Origin of the sequence: Methylocystis sp. JR02, from assembly GCF_030063565.1 — a bacterium.
Classification (GTDB): Bacteria; Pseudomonadota; Alphaproteobacteria; order Rhizobiales; family Beijerinckiaceae; genus Methylocystis; species Methylocystis iwaonis.
In genome coordinates, this window is sequence record NZ_JASIRC010000001.1 from 3,200,242 (window position 1) to 3,213,525 (window position 13,284).

At 63.3% G+C, this 13,284-nt stretch carries 14 protein-coding genes; 7 read left to right on the forward strand and 7 right to left on the reverse strand.

Annotation, left to right across the window (positions count from 1 at the left end; genetic code table 11):
* Nucleotides 1–13 precede the first annotated feature (13 nt).
* Entirely contained in the window at nt 14–991 is a 978-nt protein-coding gene (gene mch, locus QNA11_RS15240) for a methenyltetrahydromethanopterin cyclohydrolase (RefSeq protein WP_283483688.1), read from the reverse strand.
* Between the two features lie 553 nt (nt 992–1,544).
* Here mch and QNA11_RS15245 point away from each other — a divergent pair.
* Both QNA11_RS15245 and QNA11_RS15250 read left to right on the forward strand, forming a co-directional pair.
* Nucleotides 1,545–2,600, forward strand: coding sequence for a GlxA family transcriptional regulator (locus QNA11_RS15245; protein WP_202071099.1), 1,056 nt, complete (start codon nt 1,545–1,547; stop codon nt 2,598–2,600).
* Between the two features lie 12 nt (nt 2,601–2,612).
* Nucleotides 2,613–4,394, forward strand: a complete 1,782-nt coding sequence (locus tag QNA11_RS15250) for a hydrogenase maturation protein (protein WP_283483689.1) — start codon at nt 2,613–2,615, stop codon at nt 4,392–4,394.
* A 26-nt stretch (nt 4,395–4,420) separates the two neighbouring features.
* Here QNA11_RS15250 and QNA11_RS15255 read toward each other — a convergent pair whose 3' ends face one another.
* Nucleotides 4,421–5,407, reverse strand: a complete 987-nt coding sequence (locus tag QNA11_RS15255) for a GlxA family transcriptional regulator (RefSeq protein ID WP_283483690.1) — start codon at nt 5,405–5,407, stop codon at nt 4,421–4,423.
* Between the two features lie 162 nt (nt 5,408–5,569).
* Between QNA11_RS15255 and amoC the strand changes: the two genes are divergently transcribed.
* Entirely contained in the window at nt 5,570–6,340 is a 771-nt protein-coding gene (gene amoC / locus QNA11_RS15260) for a bacterial ammonia monooxygenase, subunit AmoC (RefSeq protein ID WP_202071102.1), read from the forward strand.
* A 118-nt stretch (nt 6,341–6,458) separates the two neighbouring features.
* Here amoC and ygfZ read toward each other — a convergent pair whose 3' ends face one another.
* The gene (gene ygfZ / locus QNA11_RS15265; protein WP_283483691.1) at nt 6,459–7,283 is read right to left on the reverse strand and encodes a CAF17-like 4Fe-4S cluster assembly/insertion protein YgfZ; all 825 of its coding nucleotides are present in this window, start codon (nt 7,281–7,283) and stop codon (nt 6,459–6,461) included.
* A gap of 131 nt (nt 7,284–7,414) precedes the next feature.
* Here ygfZ and QNA11_RS15270 point away from each other — a divergent pair, with 131 nt between their 5' ends.
* The gene (locus QNA11_RS15270; protein WP_283483692.1) at nt 7,415–8,740 is read left to right on the forward strand and encodes a dihydroorotase; all 1,326 of its coding nucleotides are present in this window, start codon (nt 7,415–7,417) and stop codon (nt 8,738–8,740) included.
* A gap of 73 nt (nt 8,741–8,813) precedes the next feature.
* Here QNA11_RS15270 and QNA11_RS15275 read toward each other — a convergent pair whose 3' ends face one another.
* The gene (locus tag QNA11_RS15275) at nt 8,814–9,230 is read right to left on the reverse strand and encodes an Lrp/AsnC family transcriptional regulator (RefSeq protein WP_281929551.1); all 417 of its coding nucleotides are present in this window, start codon (nt 9,228–9,230) and stop codon (nt 8,814–8,816) included.
* 139 nt (nt 9,231–9,369) lie between these two features.
* On the opposite strand from QNA11_RS15275, the gene ocd reads away from it, so the two are divergent.
* Both ocd and QNA11_RS15285 read left to right on the forward strand, forming a co-directional pair.
* Nucleotides 9,370–10,440, forward strand: a complete 1,071-nt coding sequence (ocd, locus tag QNA11_RS15280; protein WP_283484223.1) for an ornithine cyclodeaminase — start codon at nt 9,370–9,372, stop codon at nt 10,438–10,440.
* Between the two features lie 30 nt (nt 10,441–10,470).
* Entirely contained in the window at nt 10,471–11,391 is a 921-nt protein-coding gene (locus QNA11_RS15285; RefSeq protein ID WP_349362202.1) for a dimethylarginine dimethylaminohydrolase family protein, read from the forward strand.
* On the opposite strand, the gene QNA11_RS15290 is transcribed toward QNA11_RS15285, so the two are convergent.
* Together QNA11_RS15290 and QNA11_RS15295 are read right to left on the reverse strand one after the other, a co-directional pair.
* Nucleotides 11,343–11,702 carry a hypothetical protein gene (locus tag QNA11_RS15290; protein WP_283483693.1) on the reverse strand — a complete coding sequence of 120 codons (360 nt, stop codon included), beginning with the start codon at nt 11,700–11,702 and terminating at the stop codon, nt 11,343–11,345. The two genes, QNA11_RS15285 and QNA11_RS15290, sit on opposite strands and share 49 nt — an antisense overlap.
* Before the next feature lie 84 nt (nt 11,703–11,786).
* Entirely contained in the window at nt 11,787–12,164 is a 378-nt protein-coding gene (locus QNA11_RS15295; RefSeq protein ID WP_283483694.1) for a hypothetical protein, read from the reverse strand.
* 174 nt (nt 12,165–12,338) lie between these two features.
* On the opposite strand from QNA11_RS15295, the gene QNA11_RS15300 reads away from it, so the two are divergent.
* Nucleotides 12,339–12,566, forward strand: a complete 228-nt coding sequence (locus QNA11_RS15300; protein ID WP_281929542.1) for a hypothetical protein — start codon at nt 12,339–12,341, stop codon at nt 12,564–12,566.
* Nucleotides 12,567–12,740: 174 nt separating this feature from the next.
* Here the strand turns inward: QNA11_RS15300 and QNA11_RS15305 are convergent, their stop codons facing one another.
* Nucleotides 12,741–13,244, reverse strand: a complete 504-nt coding sequence (locus QNA11_RS15305; protein WP_283483695.1) for a hypothetical protein — start codon at nt 13,242–13,244, stop codon at nt 12,741–12,743.
* Between the last annotated feature and the right edge of the window lie 40 nt (nt 13,245–13,284).

Consider the following 13,284-nt stretch of genomic DNA (forward strand, 5'->3'; position numbering starts at 1 on the left):
CCGTATAACCCGTTTAGCCGCCGAACGACTTGTCGAGCAGCGCCTCGTCGATCTTGCCGGCGCGGAAGGTTTCGCCGGTCTCGACCGCCGTCACCAGCGCTTCGGCCGGCGAGAACAGGCTGCCGTCGATCTTGTAGAAGTCGCCCTTATAGGCCTTGAAGATTTCCGCGAAAGGCTGGCCGTAGTCGCGCGAAGTGCTGCTCGGCAGCTTTTCCGCGAGCTCCTTGGCCGCCGCCGCGGGCCCCTTCACGAAGAGATGCGCGCGGCCGGCGTAGATGATGGCGTCATTGGTGCGGCCCATCGCCTGGATGAAATCGGGATGGGGCGGCGAGAGCGGCGCGGTCGCGATGCCGTCGACGATGTTCTCCAGCGGGAAATGCAGCTCATGCGCCTTGTGCAGCGCCACTTCGAGCACGCGGCCCACGACCTGGACGCTGCCGGCGAGCGACTGCGTGGGCGCGTAGACGAAGGCGACCTTGTCGGGGGAAACCTCGGATTTCGCCGCGACCTTCTCGACGACTTCCTTGGGCGGCGGCGCGGCCGATTCCAGCACGATCGTCACGCGGTCGGCGCGATCCTTATAGGAAAGCTCCTCGAAGAGCTTCTCGACGCGCGCCTGGGCGCGGCCCGGGCCCGAGCCCAGGGCGAAGAATTTGTCGTGTTGCAGGCTCCAGCCGGCATATTGGCTGGCGAGGCAGGCGACGACCGGATCATTGCTGGAGACGGTGAGCCAGAACGGCCATTTCGCGGCGCCGGGCGCATGGGAGAGCGTGACCTTGCCCAGACCGCCCATGCAGATTTCCGTGAGCAGCAGGCCGGCGTCGACGCCGCCCGCGGCCTTGGCGCCCGCGTCGATCAGCAATTCGCCGAGGCTGCCGCGCGACACCGAAACGCGATAGCGCTCGGCGCCGGCGACGAGACGGTCGACGATCTCGCCCGCGAGAGTGTTGACGCTGGCCGTGACGCGGCCGGTGTTTTCGCTAGCGCTCACTAGTGGTCCTTCCCTCGAAATTTCTGTGGCTCTACCGCTCGATTCCCGGCGCTCTATAAAAGCGGAGAATCCCGCCAGCGGCAGGCGCGGGCGCGAACTTATCGGTCTTTGCGGCGAAACGAAAGCGGCTCGCGACGCGCAAGCGTCCAGATGGTTTTAACCTCTGTCGCATAAGTTTCAAACAAGAGGCGTAGGCGGAGTTCTCTTCATTGGGTGGGCGATATGGACAGGCAGGAGTTCAGGGTGCACGAGATTTCCTTGCGGGACGCGACAATCGCCGCGCTCGCGGTCCTCGGCGTCATCCTCGCTAACATTGGCGTGGTCCGCGCCCTGGATATCGCGCTGGACGCCATCCACCGCTAAACTCAGCTAGAGCGCGAGAAATCCCAGCCTTCCGCCCAACAGGTCGGAAGGCTTTGTTTTTTCAACGCCGATCGGAGCCTTTTGCCCGCCCGCCTCATCCGGATGGATAATTGAGCCACAGTAGCGCTGTGGCAGAATTTATCGCGATTTTGTCATTGTGCGCGTCCGCGTCAGGCCGGAAAGTATTTGTATGACAAGCGTTGAGCCTCCATTCGATCTCCGTGGCGCTCTATGGCCTGAGCCGGTTCGTTCGGATATCCGACGGAACCGAAAAATAGGCATTCTGATCTATCCTGACTTTGAAATTATCGATCTTTGCGGCCCGCTTGACGTTTTCTATTACGCCGACCGCGCCCTCGGCTGCGAGCGGGCGAGCGAGCCGGGCTATGAATGCGTCGTCATCGCACAGACGAAGGGGCTCGTCAGAGCCAAATGCGGCCTCGAACTCAGAGCGACCCACGATTGTAGCGAAATTCCCACGGGTCTCGACACGCTGCTCGTCGCTGGCGGCGAGGGCGCCTTCGCCGCTTGCGAAGACGAGAGCCTCATAGACTGGATCAAGGGCATATCGGGTGGCGTGCGGCGTCTCGCCTCGATTTGCACGGGCGCTTTCCTCCTCGCCAAAGCCGGGCTTCTCAATAATCGCAAGGTGACGACCCACTGGCTCTGGTGCGATCAGCTCGCGGCGGCCTATCCCTCTCTTTGCGTGGAGGCAAACCGCATCTTCGTGCGTGACGGCGGCGTCTACACCTCCGGCGGCATTACAGCCGGAATCGATCTGGCGCTCATGCTGATCGAAGAAGATCTCGGCCGGGAAGTCCCGCGCATGGTGGCGGGCATGATGGTCGTTTTCCTGCGCCGACCCGGAGGACAGGCGCAATTCAGCCCTTTCCTTCAGGCGGAGACGGGAAACTGCCGGGACATCGCCGAGCTGAAATCATGGATCCTCGGCAATTCGAGCGAAAATCTCACGGTCGAGCGGCTCGCCGAGCAGCTTGCGATGAGCCCGCGCAACTTCGCCCGGCGGTTTCGCGCGGAGACGGGCATGACGCCCGCGCGCTTTGTCGAATACGCCCGTGTCGAGGCCGCGCGCTGCCGGCTCGAACAGACCAGCCTCCCCCTTCAGACCATTGCGGAAATCTGCGGCTTTACGACGATCGAGCGCATGCGGCGCGCCTTCAAGCGGAATCTCGCCGTCGGCCCGAATGAATATCGAGAGCGCTTCCAATCGACTTTCCTACAATAGGAGAGGCTTCCCATGAAAATCTTGTTCCTGACGACGGCGCATAACAGTCTCAGTCAGCGCCTTTTGATCGAGCTGACGCAGCGCGGCCACAAAGTCGCGGTGACCATCGCCGACAGCGGCGCGGCGATGCTCAACGCGGTCGAGGCCCAAGACCCCGACCTCATCATCGCGCCCATGTTGAAGGCGGCCGTGCCGGAGGAGATTTGGACGCAGCGCGTCTGCTTGATCGTGCATCCGGGAATCATGGGCGATCGCGGGCCGTCTTCGCTCGACTGGGCGATTATGGACGGCGAGAGGCGCTGGGGGGTGACAGTGCTGCAGGCGGCGGCGGAAATGGACGCGGGGCCGATCTGGGCGAGCCATGAATTCCACCTGCCGGAGGTCGCCGACGCCAAGGGCAGCCTTTATCGCAACGAGGTGACGGAAGCGGCCGTGCGAGGGGTGCTGGAGGCGACCGAGAAATTCGAATCTGGCGGCTTTAAGCCCTGGCCGCTCGATTATGACTGCCCGCTCACGCAGGGCCGGCTGCGCCCGAGCATGATGCAGAAGGATCGCGCCATCGACTGGACGCGCGACCAGACAGACGACGTTGTGCGTAAAATTCGCGCCGCCGATAGCGCGCCTGGCGTTTTGGACGAGCTGTTCGGCCTGCCGGTGTTTCTCTACGGCGCGCATTACGAAGACAGGCTGAAGGGGCCGCCGGGAACGATCATCGCCAAGCGCAATGGCGCAATCTGTCGGGCGACGGTCGACGGCGCGGTCTGGATTACGCACCTCAAGCTCAAGAGCGACGCGCACGACGCAAATTGCCGCTTCGCGGAACAGGGATGCGATTACTGCAATGAGCAGTTCTGCCCGGTTTCGGGGATCAAGCTGCCGGCTGCAGACATACTCGGTCCGTTGCTGCGCGGCGCGCCGGAATCCGCGCTGTCCATGGAGGAGGAGGTCGATTACCGGACCTATCGCGATATCCGCTACGTCGAGCGCGACGGCGTCGGGCATATCCATTTTGACTTTTACAATGGCGCGATGAGCACGGAGCAATGCTATCGTCTGCGCGACGCCTTCCTTCTCGCGCGCAGCCGGCCGACGCGCGTGATCGTGCTGCACGGCGGCAAGGACTATTTCTCCAACGGCATCCATTTGAACGTCATCGAAGCGGCCGAGGACCCAGCGCTCGAATCGTGGCGAAACATCAACGCCATCGACGATCTCGTTTATGAGATCGTCAGCACCATGTCGCATATCGTCGTCGCGTCGATGTGCGGGAACGCCGGCGCGGGCGGCGCGATTGTGGCGCTCGCCGCAGATCGCATCTTCGCGCGCGAGGGCGTCGTCCTCAATCCGCATTACAAGAGCATGGGCGGGCTCTACGGCTCCGAATATTGGACCTATCTTCTCCCCAGACGCGTCGGCGCCGAACGCGCGCATGAAGTGATGGATGGCTGCCGGCCGATGGGGACGCGGGAGGCGAAGGCGATCGGCTTCGTCGACAATGTTTTCAGCGGAAATGCCGAAACCTTCGAGCGCGAAGTTACGGAACGGGCGGCCAATCTCGCGTCTCGCATGGATTTTTGGAATCTGCTGCGTGAGAAGCATGAAAAGCGCGTGAAGGATGAGCGGGTGAAGCAGCTCGCGGCCTATCGCGCGGAGGAACTCGCGCGGATGCGGATCAATTTCTTCGGGCCCGATCCTTCTTATCACCTTGCCCGCGAAAGATTCGTCTTCAAGGGCCGTGCGCCAACGGCGAGGCCGACGACACCCTCAGTTCGTCGTGAGCTTGCAAGCCGCTGATCCGTATGAGGCGGGGGGCGTGTCCTCTACGCCTTCACGCCGCGCCTTGCGAGAGACCAGCTACGGTAGGCCCCCGGCGTCATTCCGGCATAGCGCCGGAACGCGCGCCGGAAGCTCGTTTCGTCCGCATAGCCCGACGCGCTGGCGAGCTGTTTCACCGAACTCTGAGTCGTCTCCAGCAGCATGCGCGCCGTCTCGAAGCGCACGCGGTCGAGAAAGCTTTTGGGCGTCTCGCCGGTAAATTCCTTGAGGCGCCGATGCAGCGTCCGATCCGAGACGCCGAGCGCCTGCGCCAATTGCACGGATGTCAGTGGCGAGTCGCCCGCTTGCCGCACAATATGTTCGGCTTGCAGGATGAAGGGATTAGACGCCGAGACATGGCCGGGCGGGATGTAGATCGCCTGGGTCGACGGCGCCGCGTCGACGACGGTGAAGTCCGCCGCCGTTTTTGCGGCTTCATCGCCGACAAGCGCGCGAATGAGATGGAGAGAAAGATCGATCCATGAGAGCGGGCCGCCGGCGGTCACCACGCGTTGATCTTCGATCAGCGACGCGCCGCGCGCCGCGTCGGCGCGGGGATAGCGCGCTTTCAATTCATCGTGCCGCCACCAGGTCGTCGTGCAGCGGCGCCCGTCGAGCAGGCCCGCCTCGCCGAGCAGGAAGACGCCGTTGCAGGCGGCGGCGACAATCGCGCCCAAAGCGTGCTGGCGCCTCAGCCAGGCGGCTGCGGCGCTGATCTCGGGCGTCGGCGGCAGAGAATTGCCGCCCTCGCAGAAGAAGGGCGGGACGATGACGGCCGCGCATGAATCGAGCGTCCCGAATGCCTCGTCCACCGCATGTGTCCGGCCCGAGCCGTCGCAGATCGGCGCGCCGTCCTGACTGACGGTTACGACGCGATAGGGCGACGGCCGCTCTTTCGTCTTCAACATACGCCTGCTGAGCATCAGGAGATCGGCCGCGCCGATGAATCCGAGGCCCAAACAATTTTCGTAACCGAGAACGGCAATGTCCATGGCCTGACCTGCTTGGCGGAAAATGCCTGTCTTGTGGCAAATTCGCTGTCTGACTTTGCAAGAGTAATGGCAAATTCGCCATGCTGGCAAGCGTAAGGCGCTCTTTATCCTCCTTCCTCACCGGAAACGCCGGTCGTTTCCCGGTCGCAATGGAGAAGAAAAATGAGTGCAACGACACAAACTGCAGCAGGCGCCGCAGCGGCCGAAAAGCCGATCGTGGATCTTAGAGGCATGTGGATCGGATTGGGGCTGCTCAACAGCTTCTATTTGATCGTGCGCGTCTATGAGCAAGTCTTCGGCTGGCGCGCGGGCCTCGATTCATTCGCGCCCGAGTTCCAGACCTATTGGATGTCGATCCTCTGGTCGGAAATTCCGCTGGAGCTGATCGCGGGCCTTGGCCTCGCCGGCTATCTTTGGAAGACCCGGGTGCGCGATATGTCGCTTGTCACGCCGCGTCAGGAAATGCGCGCCGTCGTCGATAATGTGAAATGGCTCGTCTGCTATGCGGCGGCGATCTACTGGGGCGCGTCCTTCTTCACCGAGCAGGACGGCACCTGGCATATGACGGTGATCCGCGACACCGACTTCACGCCCTCGCATATCATCGAGTTCTATATGAGCTACCCGATCTATTCGATCCTGGCGGTCGGCTGCTTCTTCCACGCGAGGACGCGCATCCCTTACTTTTCCAAGGGCTATTCGCTCGCCTATCTGATCGTCTCGATCGGCCCCTTCATGATCATCCCGAATGTCGGTCTCAATGAATGGGGACATACGTTCTGGTTCATGGAGGAGCTCTTTGTCGCGCCGCTCCATTGGGGCTTCGTGTTCTTCGGCTGGATGGCGCTGGGCGTCTTCGGCGTCGTGCTTCAGCTCCTGCTGAACGTGCACCGGTTGCTCGGCAAGGAGGGCGTCGCGCTCCTCACCGAATGATTTGAAAGGCGCGCGCCACGGTCCCGCCCCAGCCCTCCCGCAACGGGGAAAGGGAACGGTTGTCGTCAAGCTCGAGATCGCCTTCCGACGCCCAGGGTCGGGAGGCGATTGATTAAGGCTATCCTCTCTCGATGAATTCCAGCGCGATGCCGCCGGCCATCGGGGCCTCGCCTTTTTCTTTCGCGTCGGCGAGGCGGTCGAGACGGATGAGGGCGAGGCCTTCTTCGCCAATCGCAGAGCCCGTGACGCCGATCTCGACATCGCCGGCGCGAATCGACTCTCCGGGCTTGGGCGCGCCGCCGGGGGCGCGATATTGCGTCACGCGCTTGCGCACGAGATTGCGATGCTTCATGCGCGAGACGACCTCCTGGCCGACATAGCAGCCCTTCTTGAAGTCGAGGCCGGCGAAGAGGTCCATATCGGCCTCATGCGGAAAAGCGTCGCTATAGTCGAAATCGACGCCGCCCAGAGGCACGCCGGCGCGGATGCGGCGCATCTCGTAGTCCGCGAGCGGACCGGAGGCTGCGATCTTGCCTTTTTCCGCAAGCGCGCGCCAACCGAGCGCCTCGGCGCGCGGGTCCGGCGCAAGCGCGATCGCTGGCGCTTCCGGGCGCTCCGCCGCCTCCGGGAAAGCGACGGCCTCCAGCCTGTCGCTGAGATTCGTCACGGTGATCTTCGCGCGCAGCTTGTACAGGTTCAGCCGCTTCTCGAGATCGTCCGCGAGCGAAAGCGGACAATCGAGTAGGAAACGTCCCTCTCCCAACGCGAAGACGACAAAATCGAAGAGAATTTTACCTTGCGGCGTCAGCAGGGCGGCGAAGCGCGCGTCGCCCGGCTCGAGGGACTTCACATCGTTCGTCACGATATTGTGAAGAAATTTGGCCGCGTCTTCGCCGCTCACCTCGACGACGCCGCGGTCCGTCAGCAGGATCGCTGTGGTCATTTTCCGTTCCTGTTGCTTGAGCGCGCAAGACATATCGCACGCTCGCTTGCGCATTCGACTGGCGCATTTGACTTGGCGCATCGGCGACTTGTGCTTATCTAGGCAGGATCGCTGCAAACGGGGCGCCATTCATGCCGCAGACATTCGACGTCATCCTATCTGGAGGCACGCTCGTCAACCAGGACGGCGAGGGCTTGCGGGACGTAGGGCTTCGTGACGGCAAGATTGCCGCGATCGGCGGTCTCTCCCGCGCTTCCGCCGGCGAGACGATCGATTGCACGGGCCTTCACATCCTTCCGGGCGTCGTCGATTCGCAGGTGCATTTTCGTGAGCCCGGCCTTTCGCACAAGGAAGATCTCGAATCAGGGTCGCGCAGCGCCGTTCTCGGCGGCGTGACCGGCGTTTTCGAAATGCCCAACACCACGCCGCTCACGACGGGCGAAGCCGAGCTTGCGGACAAGGTCGCGCGCGGGACAGACCGCATGCATTGCGATTTCGCTTTCTGGGTCGGCGGCACGCATCAGAACGCCAAGCACGCCGCCGAGCTCGAAAGGCTGCCGGGCGCGGCTGGCGTCAAGGTTTTCATGGGCTCGTCGACGGGTTCGCTCCTCGTCGCGGACGATGAGGGCATTGCGCAGGTGCTCGCCCATACGCGCCGGCGCGCGGCTTTCCACAGCGAGGACGAATATCGCTTGAACGAGCGCAAGGATTTGCGCGTCGAAGGCGATCCGCGTTCGCATCCTGTCTGGCGCGACGTCGAGACCGCGCTGCGCTCAACGCAGCGCCTGTTGAAGATCGCACGCGAGAAGCGCGCGCTGATCCATGTGCTGCATGTGACGACGGCGGAAGAGATCGAGCTTCTGTCGCATCACAAAGATCTGGCGAGCGTGGAGGTCACGCCCAATCATCTCACGCTCGACGCCAGCGCCTATGAGCGTATCGGCACGCTGGCGCAGATGAATCCGCCGGTGCGCGAGGCGCATCACCGCGACGCGCTGTGGGAAGGCTTGCGGCAGGGCGTCGTCGACGTCATCGGCTCTGACCACGCGCCGCATACACTGGAAGAAAAGGCGCAGCCCTATCCGAAAAGCCCCTCGGGCATGACAGGCGTGCAGACGCTCGTGCCGCTGCTGCTCAACGCCGTGAACAATGGCAAGCTGACGCTTGCGCGCTTTGTCGATTTGACGAGCGCCGGCCCGCTGCGCGTTTTCGGCATGGCCGGCAAAGGCCGCATCGCCAAAGGCTATGACGCGGATTTCACTGTCGTGGACATGAAGCGGCGTGAGGTGATCCGCAATGAATGGATCGCTTCGCGCGCCTGCTGGACGCCCTTCGACGGCGCGGAAGTCACGGGCTGGCCCGTTGGGACTTTCGTGCGCGGCGCGCGGGTGATGTGGGAGGGTGAGCTGGTGACGCCGTCGCGTGGCAAGCCGATACGGTTTCAGCAGGCGTTGTGACGAGCTGAAGCGCGCCTGAAGGCGCGCGGTCCAATGCGGCGCCCGGACCGCGCGCCTTCAGGCGCGCTTGCGCTCACGCTGGCGCAAGAAGAAGACTGGTTTCGCTTCGCGCGACACCCTCGATTGACCTTACCGTCGACAGCACCCTGTCGAATTCCCCCAGATTGGCGACCTCGATTTCCGCGATGAGATCATAAGCGCCATTGGTGCTGTAGAGCGCGTGAATCTCAGGCAGGCCACGGAGCGCTTGCACGACGCGGCGGGTGCTCTTTCCGGCGACCTCGATCATCATGATCGCGCGGATGCGGTCGTCGTCTGCGACGCTCTTCAACCGCACCGTAAATCCCAGAATGACCTCGGATTCGATCAAGCGGTCGAGCCTGTTCTGCACCGTGCCGCGCGAGACGCCGAGCCGCTTCGCCAGCTCGGACAGCGAGGCTCTGCCGTCCGCCCTCAGCTCGGCGATCAAACGGCGGTCGAGATCGTCCATGCCTGCATCCCTGTCGAATTGCCAGATAGTTATGTCAATTTGCCAAATAATCTATGAAATTATGCATATGTTTGTGATTTTTATCGACGCTGGCCGTCTTTAACATCAGGCGCACGCCAAGGATGTTGGAGGCTTGCGTATGGTCACTTTTCTGAACGCCTCAGACGTGGCCAAGATCGTGCGCCGCGTTGGCGCGCGCCGTTTCTGGGAGCGTCTGGTCGAGGGTCTTCGCGACGACTTCCTGCGCTGGGATCGTTTCGACAAATGCGCGCGCTTCGCCAGCCATTCGCCCGGCGGCGTCATCGAGCTTATGCCGGTGAGCGACGGCGAGGTTTTCGCCTTCAAATTCGTCAATGGCCATCCCGGCAACACCCAGCTTTGCCTGCAGACCGTCGTGGCCTTCGGGGCGCTGGCCGATGTCGCAACAGGCTATCCAGTTTTCATGTCGGATATGACGCTCGCCACCGCCTTTCGCACGGCGGCGACGTCCGTTCTGGCGGCGCGCCATCTGGCGCGGCCGGGGAGCCGCACGATGGCGCTCATCGGCCTCGGCGCGCAATCGGAATTCCAGGCCTGGGCTTTCCACGAGGTTCTCGGCATCGACCGGCTGCGTATTTTCGACGTCGACGAAGAGGCCGCCGACAAGTTCGAATCCAACATCGCGGGGTTTGGTCTCGGCATAACGCGTTGCGACAATGCGCGTCACGCGGCGCACGGCGCGGATATCGTCACGACAATCACGGCCGATAAGAAGCGCGCCACGATTCTGTCCGAGGACATGATTGCGCCCGGAACGCATATCAACGCCGTCGGCGGCGACTGTCCCGGCAAGACGGAACTGTCGCGCGAGTTGCTCCTGCGCTCGGACATCTATGTCGAATATGCGCCGCAGACGCGGCTCGAGGGCGAGCTGCAGCAGCTCCCCGCCGATCATCCGGCCGTCGAGCTGCACGAGCTTCTCGCCGGCCGCAAGCCGGGCAGGGCGTCCAAAGACGCCATCACGATCTTCGACAGCGTCGGCTTCGCGGTCGAGGATTTTTCGGCGCTGCGACTCTTGCGCGACCTCGCGCGTGAAACCGGCGTTGGCGCTGGTTTGGAGCTGACGGCCGCGCCGGCGAATCCGAAAGACCTCTTCTCTCTGTTGCATCCTCTCGAAACGGGGCAGGCGCGCGGCGACGCGCTTCCCGAGCCGATGAATCTCTCCGACTAACTTCCCTCTCTCTCCAGGAGCCTCCTCGACGTGAACGTCCATCTCAAAGCCGAAACCATGCACGAGCCGCACCTCCGGGCAGCGCAGCCCGGCGCGCGCATCCTGATGTGCGCGCCCGACCATTTCGGCGTCGATTACGTCATCAACCCATGGATGGAGAACCAAATCGGCCGCGCCGATCTCAAACGCGCGCGCGAGCAGTGGGACAATCTGCGCCGTCATCTCGGCGCCAATGTCGCGCTCGATTTCGTCCCGCCCGCCGAGGGCCTGCCCGATATGGTGTTCACGGCGAACGCCGGGCTGGCGATCGGCGACACGGTCGCGGTCGCGCGCTTCCACGCCAAGGAGCGGCGGCCCGAGGAAGATCTGTTTCGAGATTGGTTCGAAGCGCGCGGCTTCACGATCGCGCCATGGCCCGAGGACATCGCCTTCGAGGGCGCCGGAGACGCTTTGCCCGATCGTGCGCAGCCTCTGATCTGGTGCGGGCATGGCTGGCGCTCGCATGCGCGGGCGGCGGAGCATTTGGCCGACATCTTCGACCGCGAGGCTGTCGGGTTGAAGCTGGTCGATCCCCGCTTCTATCACCTCGACACGTGCCTCTGCCCGCTCTCCGGCGGATGGCTGATGTATTATCCGGGAGCCTTCGATGAGGCGTCGCGCGCGGAGATCGCGGCGCGCGTTGCTGCGCATCGGCGGATCGAAGTCGACGAGGCCGACGCCATGGGCTTCGCCTGCAACGCCGTCGAGGCGGGCGGCCGAGTCTTCATGAACGCCTGCTCGCCTTCCCTCCAGGGGCGTCTTGCGGCGGCAGGCTTTCAACCGGTGGTGACGCCGCTATCGGAATTCCTGAAATCCGGCGGCGGCGCCAAATGCCTCACGCTCGAAGTGCAGTCGCACCGCGCTTATTCCGAACAGACCGCGCGCCGGCCGGTCCTCTCCTCGGTGAGCTGACCGGAGATGCGCAGTCCGTCGTGGACCTTGATGCTCACGATGCCGTTGTAAAAGCCGAAGCGATAGTCGCGCTTCATCGGATAGGAGCTTCCGTCGGGCCCGACGTAGAAGCAGTGGGAGCTATATTCGGGGTTCGCCAGTCGCGAAATCGAGCAATGGATCTCGTAAGGCAGCGGCGCGCAATGCAGCGCAACGTCCTTATTGGGAACCATCCAATTCGACGAAGCGACCGAGCCCGCGAGGGCGGGCGACGAAAGTAACGGTAAGAGAAGCGCAAAGCCGGCGAAACGCTGGCGCCGATCGTTCAGCATCGATCATCCTGACTGCAACCGCGCTGCTGCGCGGTTGCAATTTTTTGCGTGTCAGGCCGCGATCTTAGATCAGCTCGCCGCGCGTCACCAGCAGGTGCAGCCGCCGCCGTAGCCGTAGGTGGACGGATAATAGGGAGCCGCGGAATAGCCGTAGGGATAGCCGCCATAGCCGTAGTAGCCGCCGTAATAGGGCGAGGAAGCCGCCGCGCCGAGCGCCAGACCGCCGAGCAGGCCGGCCGCCGCCGCGCCGCCATATCCCCAGCCGCTGCCCCAGCCGCGACCCCAGCCGCCATATCCCCAACCACGGCCCCAGCCGCCATGCCCCCAGCCACCGAAGCCATGGCCCCAACCGCCGCCGCCCCAGCGACCCCAGGCCGCGTCGGCGGGCGTCGCGACGGAAAGCGCGCCGACCAGCATGGTGGCCGCGAGCGCCGCGGTAAACGTCTTACTCAGGTTCCTCATCGCCTTCTCCTGGGTCCTTGTCCGCCAAAGCCCCAACGCCACTCCCTGCAACGCGAACCCGGTTTTGTTGTTCCTTCAGCTTTTGAACAGGATTTGGCCCCGCCATTTCGAACGTCGGCTATTTCCGCTCGCGCCGCAGGCGCTAGCTCATTGTTCTCTCGCAAGGAGACGGCAATGACCAAACAGAATGAAACGACTCCGCGCAACGAAGGCGAAGGCAACCGCACGGCCGCCAGGCAATATAATGAGGCGCAGCGTAAATTCGTCGAGAGCGGCAAGGTCGAGCAGGCGGCGAAAGACGCCGAACATGCGCTCGAAACCGAGGAGGCCGAGGAGCTGAAGCGCGCCGAAGAAAAAGGCCGCGCGCACGCCAAACCGCATGAGGAGAAGCGGGAGATATGATACCGATCCGCTTGATTGGTTCGGGTGTCATTCCCGACGCTCGCGCAGCGAGCGATCGGGAATCCAGAGCAAAACAGCGCTATTTTGGCTCTGGATTCCCGATCGGGCCTTTGGCCCGTCGGGAATGACAAGCGTGAACGCGAGCCATTCAAACGGAAAATGTCCGAGCGCTTTTTAGTCCTCGCTCCAGAAATAATGCCACACGCCATCCGCCGCGATGGCGATGCGCGCCGGACGCGGCCTGCCCTCGGCGTTGGAGCGGGCGAGGTCGGCGAAGCGCACGCAGGCCCAGCGCTCGCGCGCCGCGTCCTCATTGGCGGGCGGGGTTGGTCTACTGGCGAAGGCCGGCCACTCATAGAGCGTCACCGGACCGCGCGTGATCGTCACATAAGGCTGCGCGAAAACGGCCCGCGCGAGGGCGATCGTCTCGCGTCCCTTTTTGTCGAAAGACAGCGCCTTCAAAATTTCGATCGGATCGGTTCCCGCCTTGAAGGTTCCGCTTTTTGCAAAGAGCGGCCGAACCTCGTTCCAGTCTATCGGAATCCGCAGCGCCTCGACGTCGTTCTTGTCCAGCGCGGCCAATATCTTGTCCCGGATCGCCCGTACCGGCGCCGGCAGAGCGGCGAGATTAGCCGACGGCTCGGAGACCACGTCCTTCGCGGCTTTTTTTGTTTTCATGCCGCATGTTAACCGGGCCGCCCCGCAAAAGGCGAATTCT